The sequence below is a fragment of the Rhizobium sp. AB2/73 genome, from assembly GCF_020871915.1.
GTDB lineage: Bacteria > Pseudomonadota > Alphaproteobacteria > Rhizobiales > Rhizobiaceae > Rhizobium > Rhizobium dioscoreae.
In genome coordinates, this window is sequence record NZ_CP067072.1 from 487,566 (window position 1) to 507,365 (window position 19,800).

Genomic DNA, 19,800 nt, shown 5'->3' on the forward strand with positions numbered 1-19,800 from the left:
GAAAGGCCGCCAGTGAAGCTCAATCCGAAAGAATTTGCCCTCGATCGCTCCCGCCAGGTCGCGCCTCAGATTCTCGAGATCCTGCGATCGCGCATTCTTTCGATGAGCCTGCCGCCAACGACGGTCTTGTCGCGCATCTCGCTGCAAAGCGAATTCAATGTCAGCCAGACTCCTGTGCGCGATGCCCTGATCCGGCTTGAGGAGGAGGGGCTTGTGGAGGTCTATCCGCAATATGCGACTGTCGTTGCGAGGATCGATATCCGCAACGCGACGGAGGCGCATTTTCTGCGATTGTCGATCGAACTGGAGGCTGTCCGCAGGCTGGCTGCGGATTCGCCTGCGGAAACCGCAGCAATCCTCGAAGGCATCCTGGCTCGCCAGAAACATGTGGCGTCACAGGAAACCTATGATCTCTTCGACATGCTCGACAAGGATTTCCATCGCGTTCTCTACGAGCGGGCCGGCATTCTCGGCCTCTGGTCCACGGTTCGGCGCCAAAGCGTGCATCTCGACCGGCTGCGCATGCTCAACCTGCCCATGCCGGGCAAGCTCGAGCAGATCATTGTCGATCATCAAGCCGTGGTCGATGCTATCAGCTCGGCCGATGCGGAGGCCGCCGTCGCCGCTTTGCGCCGGCATCTGTCAGGCACCTTGTCGATTGTCGATCTCATTTGCGAGCAATATCCGGATTATGTGAGCCGTTAGCCTATCGGCTTTTCGGACCGATGTGAGGTGTGGAGCGCGCCGACCCGCGGATTGGCTTATGCCTCGCTTCATGCGACAAAGTCGCAGGGAAACAATTCATGGAGTTTGCTTGACCATCGGGCTTGCGCATGCCGAGTTGATCGCGGTTTTGACGGCCGTCACGGGCGGCGATCCAAGGGTGATGACTGTTCGGTCGGGCGATGCCTTGCCATCCGGTCCGTTCGAGCTTGGTCATCGCACGCTGCAAAGCGGGTTGCGTGAATGGGTTCAGGAGCAGACGGCCCATCCCGTTGGCTATCTGGAGCAGCTTTATACCTTTGCCGACCGCGACCGAAACAACGAAATTCTCGGCGGCCGCACGATTTCGATCAGCTATCTCGGGCTCGTGCGCGAACAGGCAGCCCCTGGCGGCGGGATGCCGGGCTGGCACGGCTGGTACGAATATCTTCCCTGGGAGGATCATCGAGATGGCCGGCCGCCGATCCTCGACGATATCATCGCTCGGCTTACATCCTGGATCGAGGAGGACTCAACGCGCAGCAGCCAGCGCCGTCGGCGGGCCGACTTCGACTTCGGGCTGAATGGTGCGGCGTGGAACGAGGATCTTGTCCTGCAGCGTTATGAACTGCTCTATGAGGCGCGTCTCGTCGCCGAGGCGGGCTGCGATCTCAGGCACAATTTCGGTCGGCCGATGTTTGCCGATCATCGCCGCATCCTTGCGACGGGCATGGCGCGGCTCAGGGCCAAGATCAAATATCGACCTGTCGTCTTCGAACTCATGCCCGAGAATTTTACGCTGCTGCAATTGCAGAAGACGGTTGAGGCGCTGGCCGGCCTGACGCTGCACAAGCAGAATTTCCGCCGGCTGATCGAGCAGCAGGAGCTGGTCGAGGAGACCGGCGGTACGGAAAGCGAAACCGGCGGCCGTCCCGCAAAGCTCTTCCGCTTCCGCCGCGCCATCCTTGATGAACGCGAATTTGCCGGAACCAAATTACCGCTCTCCCGCAATTGACATATACTCATTTCGAGAATATCTATTTGTGCATGATATGCTCAAAATGAGTATAATTTAGGAGCCGGCCATGAATCTTCCCATATCCGCATCCTCCCTCTACGAGCGGGTTAGTCGCGTCATTCCCAAAGCTGAATGGCTGATGTTCCAGGAGGATGTCGAGGCGATCCTGGAACTGAAGCGACGGCACAATGCCGTCATTCTCGCGCACAATTATCAGACCCCGGAAATCTTCCATGGAGTGGCTGATATCGTCGGAGACAGTCTCGCGCTTGCCCGTAAGGCGGTCGAGGTGGACGCCGACATCATTGTCCTTGCCGGCGTGCACTTTATGGCCGAGACCGCGAAGTTGTTGAACCCGGAAAAGACGGTTCTGATCCCCGACATGGAGGCCGGTTGCTCCCTCGCGGAATCGATCACGCCGGAAGATATCGCGCTGCTGCGTCAGGCCCACCCCGGCGTTCCGGTCGTAACCTACGTCAATACGTCGGCAGCCGTGAAGGCTGCTTCCGATATCTGCTGCACTTCGGGCAATGCCAGGCAAGTAGTGGAATCGCTCGGCGTGCCGAAGGTGCTGATGCTGCCGGACGAATATCTGGCGCGTAACGTGGCGCGCGAAACCAATGTCGAGCTCATCGCCTGGCATGGGCATTGCGAGGTTCACGAACTCTTCACAGCGGACGATATCCGCCAGCTTCGCGAGAATTATCCCGGCGTGACCGTACTGGCCCATCCGGAATGCCCGCCCGATGTCGTCGAAGCAGCCGATTTCGCCGGCTCGACTGCCGTCATGTCCGACTATGTCGGCAAGAAACGCCCGTCGCGTGTGGTGCTGCTCACCGAATGTTCGATGAGCGACAATGTCGCCGTGCATCATCCGGATGTCGAATTCATCCGGCCCTGCAATCTTTGCCCGCACATGAAGCGCATCACGCTTGGCAATATTCGCAAGGCCCTGGAAGAGGGACGGCATGAGGTGACGGTCGACCCGGCAATCGCCGCAGACGCCCGTCGGGCGGTTGAAAGGATGCTGGCGATATGAGCGAGATTCGTGAAGACTTGAGCGGCCGCATCGTTATCGTCGGCAGCGGCCTCGCCGGATTGATGACGGCGCTGACGCTGGCTCCCGAACCAACCGTGATTATTACCCGCGCCTTGATAGGCGCGGAGACCTCAAGCGCCTGGGCGCAAGGTGGCATCGCCGCCAGCATAGGCGAGGGCGACAGCGCGGCCCTGCATCTCGCCGACACGCTTGCCGCCGGCGACGGGCTCTGCGACGCGAAAGTGGCGGCAAGGATCGTTGCCGAAGCTCCTGCGGCCATCGCGGCGCTGGAGCGCTTTGGCGTCGAGTTCGACCGCAACGATGCCGGTGAATTGTCCCTCGGTCTCGAAGCTGCACATTCGCTTCGGCGTATCGTGCATTCCAAGGGCGATGGGTCGGGGGCCGCCATCGTCCGTGCGCTTGCCGAGGCGGTCGCCCGCACGCCGTCGATTACGGTGCTTGAGGGCTATCAGGCGCAGAGGCTGCTGCTGGACGAGGATCGCGTCGCCGGCCTTTTGTGTCTGACCAGCAAGGGTAACGTCGCCTTGCCGTCCTCTCGTATCGTCCTTGCCACGGGCGGCATCGGCGGCCTCTTCGATGCCACGACCAATCCGGTCGGCAATTTCGGGCAGGGGATTGCGCTTGCGGCACGGGCCGGGGCACGGCTTGCCGATATGGAGTTCGTGCAATTCCATCCAACGGCGCTCGATAGTCGCAGGCGTCCGCTGGCGCTTGTCAGCGAAGCGGTTCGGGGCGAAGGCGCGCTTCTCGTCAATGAGAGTGGCGAGCGCTTCATGGCCGGTGTCGAAGGTGCCGAGCTTGCGCCGCGCGATGTGGTCGCACGCGCGATCAGCGCGGAAATCGCCCGCGGCGGCCGAGTCTTCCTCGATGCGCGAGGCGCGCTCGGCAATCATTTTGCCGCGCGCTTTCCAGTTATCGAGGCACTTTGCCACGAGGCAGGTGTTGATCCGGCGAGCGATCTCATCCCGGTGCGTCCGGCCGTTCACTACCACATGGGCGGCGTTGCGACCGACGAGAACGGCCGCAGTTCGGTTCCCGGCCTATGGGTGGTGGGCGAGGCGGCTTCTACCGGTCTGCACGGCGCCAACCGCCTTGCCAGCAATTCCCTGCTGGAGGCCGCGGTTATGGGCATGCGGGCGGCGCGCGATATCGCCGGCACGGATGCATGCCCCGCAAGATTGCAGAAGCAACGTCCCGAGACATTTGCGCCAGACCTGACGTTCGTCCGGCCGATCGTATCGCGGCACCTCGGCGTGCTGCGCAATGCGGGCGCCGTTCATGGCGCCATCGCAGCACTCCTGCCGCTTTGCGAGAGCGAAGGTCCGGCGACAGACCCCGCGCTGGTGGCCCTGCTGATCGCTGTTTTCGCAAATCTCAGGACAGAATCGCGCGGCGCCCATGCCCGCACGGATTTTCCGCTGAAACTGCAGCACGCGCAGCGCCGCACGATGTATCTCAACGACGCCCTTGATATCGCCCGGTCCGTCGTTCCCTATTCCATGGCAAGGAGTGCCTGACATGACGCTTGCTCCCCTCCCACGCCTGATCGTCGAGCCGCTGGTGCGTAATGCATTGGTCGAAGATCTTGGCCTCGCCGGCGACGTCACATCTACGGCCGTTATCCCGGCGGAGCATCGGTCTCGTGTCGCTATGGTAACGCGCCAGGCGGGCGTTGTGGCAGGCCTGGATGCCTCCGAGCTGGCCTTCCAGCTGGTCGATCCCACAATCGTCATGACCCGGCACGTGCCCGACGGTAGGAAGGTGGAAGCAGGCGAGGTCATCGCGACGATCGAAGGGCCATCCCGCGGCCTGCTGACGGCGGAACGCACCGCGCTCAACTTCCTCGGCCATCTCTCGGGTATTGCCTCCGTGACCGGCAGCATCGTCGAGGCGATCGCCGGCACGAAGGCGTCGATCGTCTGCACGCGCAAGACGACGCCGGGCCTTCGGGCGCTGGAAAAATACGCCGTGCGCGCCGGCGGCGGCATGAACCATCGCTTCGCGCTCTATGACGCGGTATTGATCAAGGACAATCACGTCGCCATTGCCGGAGGCATCACTGAAGCCATTCGCCGCGCTAAGGCGGGCGTCGGTCATATGGTCAAAATCGAGGTCGAAGTGGATACGCTGGAGCAGCTTCGCGAAGCGATGCAGGAGGGCGTCGACGCCGTGTTGCTCGACAACATGACGCCGGATCAGCTGCGCGAGGCGGTGGATATCGTCGGCGGCCGGGCGATCACCGAAGCCTCGGGCCTCATCACGCCGGCGACGGCTTCCGCAATCGCCGCCACCGGCGTCGATCTCATCTCCGTCGGCTGGCTGACTCACAGTGCGCCGACCCTCGATATCGGGCTGGACTGGAAGACACAAGCCTGAGGTAGGGCGAGTTCCGCATTTTGGAGGGCCGGCAACGCGAGGTTGCCGGCCCTCCAGCTTTCAGTCGGTCATTTACTTCGTCAATGCGGATCGCACGTCGATCAACGCAAAATCATCTCCGACGTAGAGCAGAGGGGCTGAATGTCGTTTGGCAAGAGCATAGGCGAAGCAATCACCGAAATTCAGGCCGCCTCGCGTGCCGAAACCCTTGCCGTATTCCACACGGGCCTTCATCGCGGCTCGCGCGAGATTTTCGTCTATCGAGGCAATCTCGATGCGGAATTCGGTTAAAAACTCATCCAGATCGGCAATCGCTTCATGCCGGTCTCCCTCTTTGATTCTGCCCGCCATGACTGTTCCGGCCTCGAGGTAATTCACAGCCGATATGAGACGCTGAGCGTCCCTCTGAAGGGCCATCATGCAGTCTGGAGCTTCCGCCTCCTCGAACATGATCGCAATGATGGCAGACGCATCAACGATCATCATCGGGGAAATCGAGGTCTTCAGCTGTGTCGCCGACTGCTTCATCCCATTCCTGTTTCGTGACGGGCCGGCGGTCGTAGCGACTGGCGCGGCCGCGAACGAAATCTTTCATGCGGGCAATATAGTCGCCCTGCGCCTCCTGCTCGGCACGCAGCCGTTCAAGCCGCTCGCGCATGGCCTGGGTAATGGCGTCGGTCATGGTTTCGCCGGTCAGGCGGGATAATTCCCGCGCCAGCCGATCCGCTTCTTCGGTCTTGATGCTCAATGCCATGGCCGCAATCTTTCTAGATGAGTGATCTAGATAGCACGTCTATATTGCTTCTTCGATGAAAAAGGGTCCCGATCAAGTTAGGCCGGTCAACACATAAGCCAAATCAACTCCTTGATTCTGATGCGGCCAAGTCTCTGCTCAGTTTTCACACCACGACCGGCACCTGCGCGCCGTCCATGCTGATCACGACGCCCGTCACATAGCTCGCTTTGGCAGAGCTCAGGAAAGCAACGACATTGGCAATGTCGGCGGGGTCTGCCATGCGGCCGATCGGAATACGCTTCAGCGCATCGGCTAGCGCTTCCTTCTCGGTCGAGCCGGAAGCCTTCGCGGCTGCTTTGAGGCCCTCGGCAACGCGATCCGTCTCGGTGAGGCCGGGATTGAGGCCGACGACACGCACACCTTTACCCGCATAGGCGTTGGCAAGTCCGACGCTTGCAAGCATCAGGGCGGCATTGGCGGAACCGCCCGCCAAGTGGACGGGCGAGGCGATCTTGCCGCCATTGCCGATGATATTGATGACGGCACCCGTGCCGCGCGCGCCCATGCGCTTGATAACGGGATCGATCACATTGATGTAGGCAAAGTATTTCGCATCCATCGCGGCACGCCAGATGGCGGGCGTCAACTCATCCGCCGGTGTGCGCGCCGCAGCGCCCGCGCTGTTGACGAGGATATCGATCGGGCCGATGTCGGACTCGACCTTGTTCACCACCGCAAGTGCCTGCTCGTCGGAGATCAGGTCGGCGGTATAGCCGCGCGCACCAGGAAGACGGGAAAGCGCGGCATCGATATTCGACTGTGAGCGTGAGCAGATCGCAACTCTTGCGCCCTCCTGCAGGAAGAGTTCAGCACAGGCGAAGCCGATGCCCTTGGAGCCGCCCGTGATCAGAACGACTTTATCCTTAAGGCCGAGGTCCATGGAATGTCTCCGGAATGATTTGCTTGGATCGCCAAGCTACGTCCCGAAATCACCACCGTACAGGGTCGCGGTCGTCACAGCTTGGTTACCTTACCGGGTCGCAATCTTACGAAAGACGCTTCGCCTTCAGCACGGAAACGGCCGTCTCGCTATTATGGACGTAGTCGTTGGCGTCAGGCTGACGCTGCATCAGCAGAATGAACAGCAGGTCGGTCAGCATCAGCTGCGCGTCGCGCGCGGTGATGGCCGAGGAGCGGACGCGATCCTCGTCACCGACGGTGTGCAGGCAGATATCGGCGACGCGGGCAAGCGGGTTGTCTTGCAGCCCGGTGACGGCAATGACGGTCGCCCGGCGCTGGCTTGCCAGCTCCGCAATCCGCAGCGTCTCGATACTGGCGCCGGAATAGGACAGCGCGAAGAGCAGGTCGTCAGGCCCAAGCGTCGATGCATTGGCCATCTGCACATGGCTGTCGCTGTCATGCAGCACATTGCGGCCGAGCTTCATCAGCTTGTAGGAAAAGTCGCGCGCGACCAGCGACGAGGCGCCGACACCTGCCAGATGGATGCGCCGGGCATCATGAAGCGCCTCGAGCGCCTTTTCGATATCGGCTTCGTTGTTGACGGAAATAGTCTGCTGCATGGCCTGCATCTTGCTGCCGAGCAGCTTCTGCAGGATCGTGAGATAGCCGTCGCCCACTTCGATCGTGCCGTGGATCATGCCGGCCGGCGCCTGCCATTCCTGCGCCTTGGCCTCGCTGACGGCGAGCTTCAGCTCTTGATAGCCGGCATAGCCGAGCTTCTGGCTGAATTTCACGACGCTCGACTGGCTGCGGCCCGTTTCAACAGCAAGTGCTGCGGAAGAAAGGCGCAGCATCTGGTCGGGATTGTCAATGATGAACTGGCCGATCTGACGATCGGCGGGGGCCATGGTTTCGAGCTGCGCGCTGATTTTCTTTAAGATCGACATTTGTCCCTTCGAGCCGTCAAGGCCGCTTTGCCCACCCGCACGAGCGCACCAAAAATAGCATCCGGTTCAAGCTCGGCAATCTCGCTTCGTGCGATCGGACGTTATCACAGCGGATTGGAATAAAAAATTCCAAATCTGGTTGACACTCTGGAATGGCCGATTAGTCTTTGGGGGAAACGCGTGAAGGACTCGTGGGGTCCTTGCCTTTTCCTCGACGGATTTTCATCATGGACAGACTTCGCATCTCCGGCGGCAAAAGGTTGCAGGGTGCGGTGACCATCGCCGGCGCCAAGAATGCCGCGCTGCCGCAGATCGCCGCAGCGCTTTTGAGCGCATATCCGCTCGAACTAACGAACCTGCCCGCTGTCAGCGACGTCGAGAATATGCTCGGCGTTATTGCGCTGCACGGCGCCAAGATCACACGCGGGCCGCACGGCACAACGATCGATGCGAGCGAGATCGTCTCGAAAGAGACCTCATACGATACGGTCAGGCGCATGCGGGCGACCGTTCTTGTGCTGGCGCCGCTGCTTGCCCGCTTCGGCCATGCGCGCGTTTCGCTTCCCGGTGGCTGCGCCATCGGCGCCCGGCCTGTCGATATGCATATCAAGGCACTGGCGACTTTGGGCGCCGATATCGCGATCGAAAGCGGCCTGATCGTCGCCTCGGCACCGAATGGGCTGAAGGGCGCGCGGATCGTGCTGAGCTCGCCATCGGTCGGTGCAACGGAGACGGCCATGATGGCTGCCTGCGCGGCCAAGGGCGAAACCGAGATCCTGAATGCTGCCCGTGAGCCGGAGGTGGCTGATCTCGCGGCCTGTCTTTGCGCCATGGGTGCGCGGATCGAAGGGGCGGGGACCCATCGCATCCTCATCGATGGTGACACCGATTGGCGGCCCGCCAGGCATCACGGCATCCCCGACCGTATAGAGGCCGGCACCTATGCCGTGGCGGCGGCGATCACCGGCGGCCAGCTCGAGCTCATTCATGCCAGGCTGGAAAATCTGGCCTCGGTCGTCCAGGCACTCGAAGCCATGGGTGTCAGCGTCTGGCCGAGCGATCGCGGTCTGGTCGTCTCCAGGGATGGCCCATTAAAGGGGGCCGATATCACCACGGAACCCTATCCCGGCTTTCCGACGGACCTGCAGGCACAATTCATGGCTCTCGCCTGCTGTGCCGAAGGTGCGACGCTGATCCGCGAGACGGTATTCGAAAACCGCTTCATGCATGTACCGGAGCTGACGCGCCTTGGCGCCAACATCACCCTGCAGGGCACGACTGCTTTGGTGCGTGGTGGAGCTCCGCTCAAGGGTGCGCAGGTGATGGCGACGGATCTCCGAGCCTCCGTGTCCCTCGTCTTGGCCGCCCTGGTGTCCAAGGGTGAAACCATCGTCAATCGCGTCTATCATCTTGATCGCGGCTATGAGCAGCTTGATCGCAAATTGCGTCTCTGCGGTGCCGATATCGAACGGCTGACGTCATGACTACCGCATCGGAAGAGGCTCCCTATTTCCTCGGCATCGATGGCGGCGGTACCGGCTGCCGGGCGCGTATTGAGGATGCGGAAGGCACGGTTTTAGGACAGGGATTGTCCGGGCCGGCAACGACCCGGTTAGGGATTGACGAAGCGTGGGCATCGATTTCGCGTGCCTTCAATGCCGCTATCGAGGAGGCGGGGCTGAGTGCCTCCGATCTTGGGCGCATCCACGTCGGCGTCGGGCTGGCGGGCATCGGCCGCAAGGGCGCACTTGATGCCCTGAAGGCGATAGAACATCCCTTTGCCAGTATCGATTTCATCAGCGACGGCGAGGGCGCCTGCCTTGGCGCGCATTCCGGTCGCGATGGTGCCATTGTCATTGCCGGCACGGGCTCGATCGGTCTCGGCCTCGTCGAAGGACGGCAATTGCGGGTCGGCGGCTATGGTTTTCCGATCTCGGATGAAGGCAGCGGTGCCTATCTCGGGCTGAAGGCCGTGCAGCTTGCGCTGCGTGCGCATGACGGTCGCGAACAGAAGACGGCGCTGCTGGCCGAAATCATGCAGCGCTTCCAGAATAATCCCATGGAGGCCGTCGCCTGGATGGACCGGGCATCGGCGACGGACTATGCGGCCCTTGCACCGATGGTCCTGCGACATGCCGATCAGGGCGATGCTGCCGCGCGGCGGATCGTGCAAAGCGCGGCCGGCCATATCGATACGCTGGTTCGCACCCTGTTCGAAAAAGGTGCACCGCGCGTCTGCCTGCTCGGCGGTCTCGCAAGCCCGCTCGAACCCTGGCTCTCGCCCGATGTACGCCGCCGATTGAAGCCCAGCGATGGTGACGCGGTATCCGGCGCGATCATTTTGGCAAGACGAGCTGTTTGCGGTCGTAGTGAATGATTGCGGGTATACAATAAACGCCTTTCTCTTTCCCCTTGATTCCATTGACGGCAGGTCCTATTTTGACTATATATGGTCATTTTCGATTGAGGGCCGTGATGTCAACAATTAGCGTAGCAGAAGCAAAGGCAGGCTTTGCCAAGCTGGTCGATGAAGCCGCCAACGGTGATTTTGTCACCATTACGCGCCACGGGAAGGCCGCTGCCGTACTTGTGTCGGTCGAAGCGGCAGAGGCCGCAAAGAAGGCTTTGGAAAAGCCAAAGCCGAATTTTGGGGATTTCCTGCTCACCTTTCCCGGTGGTGTCGATCTGGATCGAAACTCGTCAAAAATGAGGGACGTTGATCTGTGACAGGGTACCTGCTCGATACGAATATTATCAGCAGGTTTGCACCGGATAAGGTGCCGCCCTCCGATGCCATCCGGATCTGGTTCCACAGTCAGGGCGAAGCCGATGCGCTCTTTCTGTCGGCCATGTCTGTATCGGAGATCGAAAAGGGAATACGCTCTCTTCATCGCCGTGGCGGGACTGAGCGAGCCAAGCGTCTCTCTGACTGGCTCGATTTTATCACGGACAGTTTCAGTGATCGTATCCTACCCATGGATACGGTGGTTGCGCGGATCGCCGGTGCTCTGGAAGACGACGCCCTGAGCAAGGGTCACAATCCTGGCCTCGGCGACATTATCATTGCAGCGACGGCGCGGGCTTATGACCTGACCGTCATCACCGAGAACTTGCGGCACTTCCAGCCGCTCGACGTATCGGCTGATCTTCCGATGGTTTTCAGATCGGAATGATCGCTATCTCCATAATGAATAGCAACCAGCGCGATGACGGCGACGTCTACGATTAAGCTGACCGATCTGGAGCCGCAGCGCTAGCTGACGCAGTCGGCTAATTACACATGCCGCTGTGTGCTGCCTCGCATAATCGCGGGGGGTGAATTTGCGTGGCAAAAGTGGAATATTTTATTCCTTTGTCGATTGACGAAAGGAATAATCGGACATAGTGTTAACCAAGGTAAACAGGGAGTGGGCAGGAAGCGAAGCCGAAAAAGGCCGTCCGAGCCCAGGCTGAAATTTGATCGGCCGTCTGACTGAAAGCCGACCCTTGCTGCGGTGTGTTCGATATTAAAGTGATCGAACTTGCCACTGCGAGCTATTGATATCGAAGCGTTATTTCGCGAGCAGGCCCATGACAGAACAGACATTGATATCCGAACTGGAACAATTGGTTTCCGAAGGGCGCAATCCGAATACGATGCATATCGATCTCTTGCCGACTTTCGATATCCTGCGCGAAATCAATTATGAGGATCAGACGGTGCCTCTCGCCGTCGAGAAGGTGATCCCGGCGATCGCCGCCGCGGTCAATCAGATCGTCGCCGCCTTCCACAAGGGCGCACGGCTGATCTATATGGGGGCCGGCACCAGCGGCCGTCTCGGCGTTCTCGATGCCTCCGAATGCCCGCCGACCTTCAGCGTGCCGCCGGATATGGTCATCGGGTTGATTGCGGGCGGCCCGGATGCGCTGCGCCGTTCGATCGAAGGCGCGGAGGACGATCCAGTACAGGGGCGTCAGGCGCTGGAAGAGATCAAACTCACCAAGGATGATGTGGTCGTCGGCATCGCCGTCAGCGGCCGCACACCATATGTGATCGGCGGCCTGAACTATGCCAAGAGCATTGGCGCTTTCACGGTCGCATTATCCTGCAATCCCAATTCCATCATCGCGGGCATCGCTGATCTGGCGATCTCGCCTGTTGTCGGTCCGGAAATCCTGACTGGCTCGACCCGTCTGAAATCCGGCACGGCCCAGAAGCTCATTCTCAACATGCTGACGACGGCGAGCATGATCCGCATCGGCAAGAGCTATCAGAACCTGATGGTCGACGTCAGCGCCAGCAACAAGAAGCTGGTGGCACGCGCCTCGCGCATCGTCATGCAGGCGACCGGCTGTACGCAGCAGGAAGCGCGCCGCGTGCTCGATCTGACCGGCAATGACGTCAAGCTTGCCATTCTCATGGAAATTACAGGGATGGGCATTGAAGAAGCCCGCACGGCATTGCAAAACGCTGATGGATTCCTGCGCAAGGCCATAAATGCCAGGACTGCTTGAAACACCTGTCGCGACTAATCACGACGGCAATCAATGGCCAAAATCGGCCGGGGACATTTAAAAAATTTGGAGGACTGAAAGTGGAAGGGATTTTTGGAAAGAAGCTGATTTCAGGCGTGGCGCTGGCCGTGGGGATCGGTCTGGCGGCGGTTGCGATGCCTGTGGAGGCAGCGACGTTGCGCATGGCATGGTCGCAGGACGCAACCGGTCTCGATCCGCATAAGCAGACCGCCTTCTCCTCCATCCGCCTCCTGGAGCTGATCTATGAGCCGCTGGTTCGCCTGGACGGCAATCTGCAGATTGTGCCCGGTGTCGCTGAAAGCTGGCATTTCTCGCCCGACGGCAAGCAGCTGACCTTCAAGCTCAACGCAAAGGCCAAATTCCAGAACGGCGCAGCCCTCACGTCGGCCGACGTCAAGGCTTCCTTCCAGCGCATTCTCGATCAGGCGACCGGTGCCGTCGCCCGCGCGAACTTCCTGTCGATCGCAAGTATCGATACGCCCGATGCCACAACCGTCGTCTTCAACCTGTCGCAGCCCGACGTTCCGCTTCTGACGGCCATGACGAGCCTCAACGCTGCCATCGTGCCGGCAAGCGAGATTTCCGCTGGCACCATCGGTACCAAGGCGATCGGTTCCGGGCCCTTCAAGCTCGACAGCTGGGTTCCGAACGCCAAGGAAGTCTTGAGCGCCAATAAGGATTGGGCAGGCGGCGCCACCGGCGTCGATGGCATCAATATCAGCGTGCTGCCCGATGAAACTGCGATCCTTGCTTCCCTGCGCACCGGTCAGATCGATTTCGCGCTTCTGAACGATCCGCTCGTCGCAACGCTGGTGCCGAAGGAGCCGAAGCTGCAGCTCACCCGCACGCCGGTGCTCTCATACAACGTTCTGCAGCTCAATCCCTCGCGCAAGCCGATGGATCAGCAGGCCGTGCGCCAGGCGATCTCCTGCGCCATCGACCGCAAGGATGTGATGGATACGGCAGCTCTCGGGGAGGGTAAAGTGACCGGGCCGCTGACGATGCCGCTTTATGCGACCGATCCCAGCAAGCTCTTCTGCTATACGCGCGATGTTGCCAAGGCGAAGAAGCTGATGGCCGATGCCGGCTTTGCCAACGGCTTTTCGGCGACTGTGATCGCCGCAACCGGCGAGCCGCCGACGGCCACGGCCGAAGCGCAGGTCATTCAGTCGCAGCTCGCCGAAATCGGCATCAAGCTCGATATCAAGGTGATGGAACTCAACGTCTACGTCGACACCTGGCTGAAGGGCAATTTCGACATGGCCGTGGCACTTAATGGCGGCAGTGCCGACCCCTATTCAATGTATAACCGTTACTGGACCAAGACCGGCAACCTGCAGAAGGTCGCCAACTATATCGATGATACGCTGGACAGCCTGATGCAGAAGGGCCGCGCCGAAACCGATCCGGCCAAGCGCAAGGAGATTTTCGCCGAATTCGAAAAGCACCTTGCCGAAGTCTCGCCGTGGATTTGGCTCTACACGGCCTATGGCTACACGGCCGAGCAAAAGAACGTGGAAGGCTTCGTGCCGACGCCGACCGGCTCGCTGTTCGGTCTAAGCAAGGTTTCGATCAAGTAACGACAATCGGAAGCTAGGACGTTTCCCTTTCAAACGGCGTCATGGAAGTGCTCTATCTCTTTGTTTTTACGCAATTTCAGCCGTAAATTCACGTCTTGGTTCAGCTGAAATTGTTCTAGAGGAATTATAATGTCGTATCTGACGCGCCGGTTGATGACATTCCCGCTGATCATGCTGGGCGTATCCATCTTCGTCTTTGTCGCCATCCGGCTGGTACCGGGCGATGCGATTACGGCGATGCTCGGAACCAATGCGGGTCTGCTGACGCCGGAGCAGCGAGAGGCTCTTGCCGCCTATTTCGGCATCGACCAGTCCTGGCCAATTCAATACTGGCATTGGCTGCTCGGTGTATTCCAGGGCAATCTCGGCATTTCCGTCACCTATGGCAAGCCGGTGCTCGACATCATCCTGGAACGCTTTCCGCTGACGCTCGAGCTTGCGCTGCTCTCCATGGTGATCGCGCTTGCCATCGGCCTGCCGGCAGGCGTCTTTGCCGCCACGCGCAATGAAAAGCTGTCCGATCTTGCCGTGCGCATCGTCGCCATGATCGGGCAGTCCACGCCGAACTTCGTTCTCGGGCTTCTGCTGATCTATGCCTTGTCGGCGGGATTTGGCGTGTTGCCGACCATGGGCGCCTTCACACCTCTTTGGGAGAACCCGCTCGAAAACCTCGGCCAGATGATCCTGCCCGCGCTGACGCTCGGATTTGCTTTCGCCGCATCGGTGACGCGCGTGGTGCGCTCGGCGATGCTCGATGTCCTGAGCGACGATTATGTCCGCACCGCCCGCAGCCGTGGCGTGCCGGCGCGCGGCGTCATCTGGCGGCATGCTTTGCCGAATGCATTGATCCCGGTGGTGACCCTGAGCGGCGTGGAGTTTGGCTATCTGCTCGGCGGTGCTGTCCTGGTCGAGCAGATCTATGCCCTGCCCGGGCTGGGGCGCATGGTACTCGATGCCATTCTGCAGCGCGATTATGCGCTGGTGCAGGGAAGCGTACTGTTCATTGCCTTCAACTTCATGATCGTCAATCTGCTTGTCGATCTCGCCTATGTCGCGCTCGATCCGCGCGTTCGGTTGGGAGAGGGCTGATGCGTATCGTCAAAGCCGTCTTCGGACATATGAGCGGCCGGATCGGCGGTATCATCGTCCTCATCTATATCCTGCTTGCCATTCTCGGCACGCTCGGTGTCACACCGCACGATCCTCTGACGCAGAACAGGATCGACCGCCTGCACGCCCCGAGCCTCACCTATTGGATGGGCACGGACCTCTTCGGCCGCGATGTCGCGAGCCGCCTGATGCACGGCGTCGGCGAATCCTTCACAGTCGCCTTCTTTTCCGTCGCCGTTGCTACCCTGATCGGCGCCGCGCTTGGCTTGACCGCCGCCTGGTCGGGCAAACGCTGGGATGGCGTCATCATGCGTACCATGGATGTGCTTCTCGCTTTCCCTGCGATCCTGCTAGCGTTGCTCATCATCGCCATCGTTGGCCCCGGTACCTGGACCAGCGTTGCCGCAATCGCGATCGTCTACACGCCGATCTTCACCCGCGTCGTGCGCGGCCCGGCTCTTTCCTTGAAAGGACGCGATTTCGTCGATGCCGCCCGCACCTTCGGCAGCAGCCGTTCTTACATCCTAACGCGGCATCTTCTGCTCAATCTCGTCGCACCCTTGACCGTGCAGGTGACGCTGGCGCTCGCCTGGTCGCTGCTGACAGAAGCGGGTCTCAGTTTCCTCGGCTTGGGTACGCAGCCGCCAGCCTCCTCGCTTGGGCTGATGCTGAGCGACGGTCGCAATCTTATGGAAACGGCACCCTGGCTGCTGATCTTCCCCGGCGTGACCATCATGATCTCCATCCTCGGCTTCAATCTCCTTGGCGATGCCCTGCGCGATATCCTTGATCCGAAGATGCGGAGGGCGACGGTATGACACCGCTTCTTTCCGTCTCTGATCTCAGCGTCGGCTTCGGACGCAACCCGGAGACCAAGCCCATCGTTCGCGGCGTCAGCTTCGATCTTGATGCCGGCGAGACGCTGGCAATCGTCGGCGAAAGCGGCTCCGGCAAGTCGGTCACCGCACTTTCGATCAATCGTCTCGTCGATTTCGGCGGTGGCCGCATCACCGGCGGCTCGATTCGGCTCAAGCGTGCCGACAACAGCATTCTCGATCTCACCAAGGCGAGCGAAGCGGAACTGACGAAGATCCGTGGTGCCGAAATCGGCATGATCTTCCAGGAGCCGATGACCTCCCTCAACCCCGTCCTGACCATAGGTACGCAGATCGAGGAATCCTTCCGGCTGCATCGCGGTCTGACCGGCAGGCAGGCGAAAGCGGCGGCCAAGGACGCCCTGGATCGCGTGCGCATTCCCGATGCCGCGCGGCGCTTGACCTATTGCCCGAACCAGCTTTCCGGAGGCATGCTGCAGCGCGTGATGATCGCTACAGCGCTTGCCTGCAATCCACGTCTTCTGATTGCCGATGAGCCGACGACGGCGCTCGATGTCACCGTGCAGGCGCAGATCATGGCGCTCCTTGCCGAATTGAAGCGCGAAACCGGCATGTCTATGATCTTCATCACGCATGATATCGGCCTCGTTGCCGGCATTGCCGACAAGGTGATGGCGATGCAGGCGGGCCAGGCGGTTGAGCAGGGCGAGCTTAATCAGATCCTCGATCATCCCGAACATCCCTATACCCGGCATCTGCTACATTCCGTCCCGCATTTCGCCTCCGGACAGGCCGCGCGAAACGATTTCCATCGTGACGCGGCTGCGTCCAAGCCCGCACTGGAGGTAGAGGGGCTGACCGTCCGTTTTCCGGTCAAGGGCGGCCTCCTTCGGCGGTCGAGCGGCGCCGTTCACGCCGTCGAAGGCGTTGGTTTTGACCTGATGCCGGGCGAGACGCTGGCAATCGTCGGCGAGAGCGGATCGGGTAAATCCACCACAGCCCGCGCCATCCTCGGATTGGTGAAATCGACCCGTGGCACCTTTGCGACGAATAGCGGCAAGGCGACGGATCGCACCAGCGCGGTGCAAATGGTTTTCCAGAACCCATACGCTTCGCTCAATCCGAGACTGCGCATCGATAGCATTCTTGCCGAACCGGTGATCGCCGCGGGCGCGCGGGTTTCTGCCGGAACCCGCGAGCGTATGGTCATGCTGCTCAAGCGCGTGGGCTTGCCGGAAAATGCCCTGGAGCGCTATCCGCACGAATTTTCCGGCGGCCAGCGTCAGCGGCTTTGCATCGCGCGTGCCCTGATGCTCAATCCATCCGTGCTGGTGCTTGACGAAGCAGTTTCGGCGCTTGACGTTTCCGTTCAGGCGCAGGTTCTCGAATTGCTGATCGAACTTCAGCGCGAATACGGGCTCGCCTATCTGTTCATCTCGCACGACATGGCTGTCGTGGAGCGCATCGCCCATCGCATCGCAGTGATCTATGCCGGGCAAATCGTCGAGATCGGCGATGCCGCCTCGGTCTTGTCGGAACCCAAGCATTCCTATACCAGGCGGTTGATCGCGGCGGTTCCGACGGTAGCGCGGCGCAGGGAAAACTTCACGCTCGACACCCGCCAGGTTCCGTCCCTGGTGCGCCCCTTGGGCTTCGAACCGGCCGTTCCCGAGTGGCGCCGCTTTGCGCCGGATCACATCGCGCTGGCAGAAGCCTGAGCGGGCTGGGGAGAGGCGAGATGGCAGCAGGGGGGAGCATGCAGTTTCAGGAGCGTTTCGATCGGGCCTTCGCGCCGATCGAGCAGTGGGTTGCGGCGGCGCGCATCCCCGGCGGTGTGCTTGGCATGGTCGATCTCGACGGCATCAGGCAGGTCCGCGCCGTCGGTTCGGCACAGAAGGTGCCCGATGTCAGGCCGATGCTTCCAAATACCTGGTTCGACCTTGCGTCGCTCACCAAGGTCATCTTCACTACACCGCGCATTCTGGCCCTGGCCGAGGCCGGCACGATCGACCTCGATGCTCCCTTGATCGAACTCCTGCCCGATCTGCGCCAATATAGTGCCGAGGCCTGGGAGCGAAAGGTGACGTTCCGCCAATGCCTCGGCCATCAGACGCCGTTTCCGGCGGTCGAGCCTATCTACACCTATGGCCGCGACCCAGAGCTTCTGCGCGCCTTCATCCTGCAGCGCGAATGGCGCGCTGGGCCGCCTGTCTATTCCGACATCAACTTCATTCTGCTTGGCCTCGCGCTGGAGCGGCTGAATGGGAAGACGATCCGCGCCATGGATCCGGGGCCGGGATTTGCCTTCTCCGCGTTGCCGGAATTGGCTGCTGCGACGGAAGACTGCACCTGGCGTCACCGCGTTCTGTCGGGCGAGGTCCATGACGACAATTGTTCGGCATTGCAGGGCGCCGGTCATGCCGGCTTGTTCGGAACGGCGGACGCCATCCTGGATTTTGCCAGGGGCTTGCTTGACGGCAGCGGCGCACCGGCCCGTTCGATCACCCTGATGCGAACACCGCTTTCGGCAACGCGGACCCATGGCTGGGAACGGCCCCATGACGGATGGCATGGCGGTGCTCTCTGCTCGCCCGGGACGATCGGCCATACGGGGTTTACCGGCGTAGCCCTCTGGGTCGACTTCGACAAGGGTCGAGCCTGGACCCTCCTTACCAACCGCATCCATCCGACGCGCCACTTCGACAGCGGCATACTGACGCTTCGTCAGGCCGTCAGCGATCTCGTCAACGCAGCATAGGAGCTTCACTATGGAACCAATCTGGGCAGTCGGCCTGATGACCGGAACCGTCCTCGACGGCAATATCGATGTCGCCATGCTGAAGACGGACGGTGAGCGCGTCGAGGAGTTCGGCCCCTATGTTCTGGCTCCCTATCCCAGCTGGATTCGGGAACTGCTGGAAGAGACGCTGCGGCAGGCGCGCGCATGGAATTTCGAAGGACCTGAACCGGCGATCTTCAAGGCGGCCGAGGAAGCCTTGACGCGAGCCCAGTCGGAGGCGGTGAGGGAACTCGTGGAAAGCAACGGCATGACGATGGCCGATATCGGCGTCGTCGGCTTCCATGGCCAGACCGTCTTGCATCGCGCGCCGCAGAAAGACCGGCTGGGACAGACGCGCCAGCTGGGTGATGGCGAGCTGATGCGCTCCATTCTCGGCACCAAGATCGCCTATGATTTCCGCTCGGCCGACATGCGCGCCGGCGGGCAGGGCGCGCCGCTTGCTGCTGCCTACCATACCGCGCTGCTGCGTGGGGCGGGTGCAGCGGGAGAGGCGGCTATTCTCAATCTCGGCGGCGTTGCCAATGTCACCTGGTGGGATGGAGAGGGCAATTTCGTTGCCTTCGATACCGGTCCTGCCAATGCGCCGCTCAATGATTTCATCAAGTCCCGCGGGCTCGGCGAAATGGACCGCGACGGCGCGCTTGGAGCTGCCGGCAAGGTCGATGAGGCACGGCTCGAGCGGCTGTTGCAGCACCCCTATATGACTGCACCCTATCCGAAATCGCTGGATCGTTTCGACTTCGGCGCCGCCATGGCGGATGGCCTCAGCCCGGAAGATGGCGCCGCCACGCTTTCGGCCTTCACGGCAAGCGCCGTCGGCAAGGCGCTGGACCTGCTGCCGCGCAGGCCCACCAAGGTCGTCGTCAGCGGCGGCGGCCGGCACAATCCGACGATCATGTCGATGCTGAAAAGCCGGGCCGGTGTCGAGCCGATCTTTGCCGAGGATCTCGGCTGGCGCGGCGATGCTGTCGAGGCCGAATGCTTTGCCTTTCTCGCCGTACGCGTTCTGCGTGGCCTGCCGATCAGCTTTCCCGGCACGACGGGCGTGCCGGCGCCGATGCGCGGCGGACGCCTTGCGGAGTAACAGCCTGCGCGTTGGCTGTCGCGCGAGAGGTTTTCGCTTCCGTCCATCGATGATATGAAGAGGCCGCGAATTTGCG

20 protein-coding genes are annotated in these 19,800 nt (G+C 61.1%); 16 read left to right on the forward strand and 4 right to left on the reverse strand.

Translation table 11 applies throughout. The features are described 5' to 3' along the window. Window positions 1–12: 12 nt before the first annotated feature. The 5 genes from I8E17_RS21930 to nadC all read left to right on the forward strand — a co-directional run bounded on the left by I8E17_RS21930 (window position 13) and on the right by nadC (window position 5,156). Window positions 13–705: a GntR family transcriptional regulator gene (locus I8E17_RS21930; protein ID WP_069614580.1), complete on the forward strand. Its 693-nt coding sequence runs from the start codon at window positions 13–15 to the stop codon at window positions 703–705. Window positions 706–814: 109 nt separating this feature from the next. After that, window positions 815–1,717, forward strand: coding sequence for a hypothetical protein (locus I8E17_RS21935; RefSeq protein WP_069614579.1), 903 nt, complete (start codon window positions 815–817; stop codon window positions 1,715–1,717). Window positions 1,718–1,787: 70 nt separating this feature from the next. Beyond that, window positions 1,788–2,759 (forward strand): quinolinate synthase NadA, encoded by a 972-nt coding sequence (nadA, locus tag I8E17_RS21940; RefSeq protein ID WP_069614578.1) that lies wholly within the window; start codon window positions 1,788–1,790, stop codon window positions 2,757–2,759. Further along, window positions 2,756–4,297: an L-aspartate oxidase gene (locus tag I8E17_RS21945; protein WP_069614577.1), complete on the forward strand. Its 1,542-nt coding sequence runs from the start codon at window positions 2,756–2,758 to the stop codon at window positions 4,295–4,297. Before nadA ends, I8E17_RS21945 begins: the two co-directional genes overlap by 4 nt. Before the next feature lies 1 nt (window position 4,298). After that, the gene (gene nadC / locus I8E17_RS21950; RefSeq protein ID WP_069614576.1) at window positions 4,299–5,156 is read left to right on the forward strand and encodes a carboxylating nicotinate-nucleotide diphosphorylase; all 858 of its coding nucleotides are present in this window, start codon (window positions 4,299–4,301) and stop codon (window positions 5,154–5,156) included. A 72-nt stretch (window positions 5,157–5,228) separates the two neighbouring features. On the opposite strand, the gene I8E17_RS21955 is transcribed toward nadC, so the two are convergent. From I8E17_RS21955 to I8E17_RS21970, 4 genes are all read right to left on the reverse strand, one after another. Next, the gene (locus tag I8E17_RS21955) at window positions 5,229–5,642 is read right to left on the reverse strand and encodes a type II toxin-antitoxin system VapC family toxin (protein ID WP_069614575.1); all 414 of its coding nucleotides are present in this window, start codon (window positions 5,640–5,642) and stop codon (window positions 5,229–5,231) included. Then, window positions 5,629–5,910 (reverse strand): type II toxin-antitoxin system VapB family antitoxin, encoded by a 282-nt coding sequence (locus I8E17_RS21960; RefSeq protein WP_069614574.1) that lies wholly within the window; start codon window positions 5,908–5,910, stop codon window positions 5,629–5,631. The genes I8E17_RS21955 and I8E17_RS21960 overlap by 14 nt, the downstream gene beginning before the upstream one ends. Window positions 5,911–6,055: 145 nt before the next feature. Then, window positions 6,056–6,832 carry an SDR family oxidoreductase gene (locus I8E17_RS21965; RefSeq protein WP_069614573.1) on the reverse strand — a complete coding sequence of 259 codons (777 nt, stop codon included), beginning with the start codon at window positions 6,830–6,832 and terminating at the stop codon, window positions 6,056–6,058. Window positions 6,833–6,938: 106 nt separating this feature from the next. Further along, window positions 6,939–7,799 carry a MurR/RpiR family transcriptional regulator gene (locus I8E17_RS21970; protein ID WP_069614572.1) on the reverse strand — a complete coding sequence of 287 codons (861 nt, stop codon included), beginning with the start codon at window positions 7,797–7,799 and terminating at the stop codon, window positions 6,939–6,941. A 227-nt stretch (window positions 7,800–8,026) separates the two neighbouring features. On the opposite strand from I8E17_RS21970, the gene murA reads away from it, so the two are divergent. The 11 genes from murA to I8E17_RS22025 all read left to right on the forward strand — a co-directional run bounded on the left by murA (window position 8,027) and on the right by I8E17_RS22025 (window position 19,724). Continuing rightward, window positions 8,027–9,283 (forward strand): UDP-N-acetylglucosamine 1-carboxyvinyltransferase, encoded by a 1,257-nt coding sequence (murA, locus tag I8E17_RS21975; protein ID WP_069614571.1) that lies wholly within the window; start codon window positions 8,027–8,029, stop codon window positions 9,281–9,283. Continuing rightward, window positions 9,280–10,176 carry an N-acetylglucosamine kinase gene (locus I8E17_RS21980; RefSeq protein ID WP_069614570.1) on the forward strand — a complete coding sequence of 299 codons (897 nt, stop codon included), beginning with the start codon at window positions 9,280–9,282 and terminating at the stop codon, window positions 10,174–10,176. The genes murA and I8E17_RS21980 overlap by 4 nt, the downstream gene beginning before the upstream one ends. 98 nt (window positions 10,177–10,274) lie before the next feature. Continuing rightward, a complete protein-coding gene (locus I8E17_RS21985) occupies window positions 10,275–10,526 on the forward strand; it encodes a type II toxin-antitoxin system Phd/YefM family antitoxin (protein WP_069614569.1) in 252 nt (83 codons plus the stop codon). Next, window positions 10,523–10,972 (forward strand): type II toxin-antitoxin system VapC family toxin, encoded by a 450-nt coding sequence (locus I8E17_RS21990; RefSeq protein ID WP_069614568.1) that lies wholly within the window; start codon window positions 10,523–10,525, stop codon window positions 10,970–10,972. The genes I8E17_RS21985 and I8E17_RS21990 overlap by 4 nt, the downstream gene beginning before the upstream one ends. Before the next feature lie 397 nt (window positions 10,973–11,369). Continuing rightward, window positions 11,370–12,293 (forward strand): N-acetylmuramic acid 6-phosphate etherase, encoded by a 924-nt coding sequence (gene murQ, locus I8E17_RS21995; RefSeq protein WP_069614567.1) that lies wholly within the window; start codon window positions 11,370–11,372, stop codon window positions 12,291–12,293. 155 nt (window positions 12,294–12,448) lie between these two features. Beyond that, entirely contained in the window at window positions 12,449–13,894 is a 1,446-nt protein-coding gene (locus I8E17_RS22000) for an ABC transporter substrate-binding protein (RefSeq protein ID WP_229002200.1), read from the forward strand. 129 nt (window positions 13,895–14,023) lie between these two features. Then, window positions 14,024–14,983 carry an ABC transporter permease gene (locus tag I8E17_RS22005; RefSeq protein WP_069614565.1) on the forward strand — a complete coding sequence of 320 codons (960 nt, stop codon included), beginning with the start codon at window positions 14,024–14,026 and terminating at the stop codon, window positions 14,981–14,983. Beyond that, the gene (locus I8E17_RS22010; RefSeq protein WP_069614564.1) at window positions 14,983–15,822 is read left to right on the forward strand and encodes an ABC transporter permease; all 840 of its coding nucleotides are present in this window, start codon (window positions 14,983–14,985) and stop codon (window positions 15,820–15,822) included. Before I8E17_RS22005 ends, I8E17_RS22010 begins: the two co-directional genes overlap by 1 nt. Continuing rightward, the gene (locus tag I8E17_RS22015) at window positions 15,819–17,558 is read left to right on the forward strand and encodes an ABC transporter ATP-binding protein (protein WP_069614563.1); all 1,740 of its coding nucleotides are present in this window, start codon (window positions 15,819–15,821) and stop codon (window positions 17,556–17,558) included. Before I8E17_RS22010 ends, I8E17_RS22015 begins: the two co-directional genes overlap by 4 nt. 20 nt (window positions 17,559–17,578) lie before the next feature. Further along, window positions 17,579–18,598, forward strand: a complete 1,020-nt coding sequence (locus I8E17_RS22020; protein WP_069614562.1) for a serine hydrolase — start codon at window positions 17,579–17,581, stop codon at window positions 18,596–18,598. A gap of 10 nt (window positions 18,599–18,608) precedes the next feature. Beyond that, window positions 18,609–19,724, forward strand: coding sequence for an anhydro-N-acetylmuramic acid kinase (locus I8E17_RS22025; protein ID WP_069614561.1), 1,116 nt, complete (start codon window positions 18,609–18,611; stop codon window positions 19,722–19,724). Window positions 19,725–19,800 lie beyond the last annotated feature (76 nt).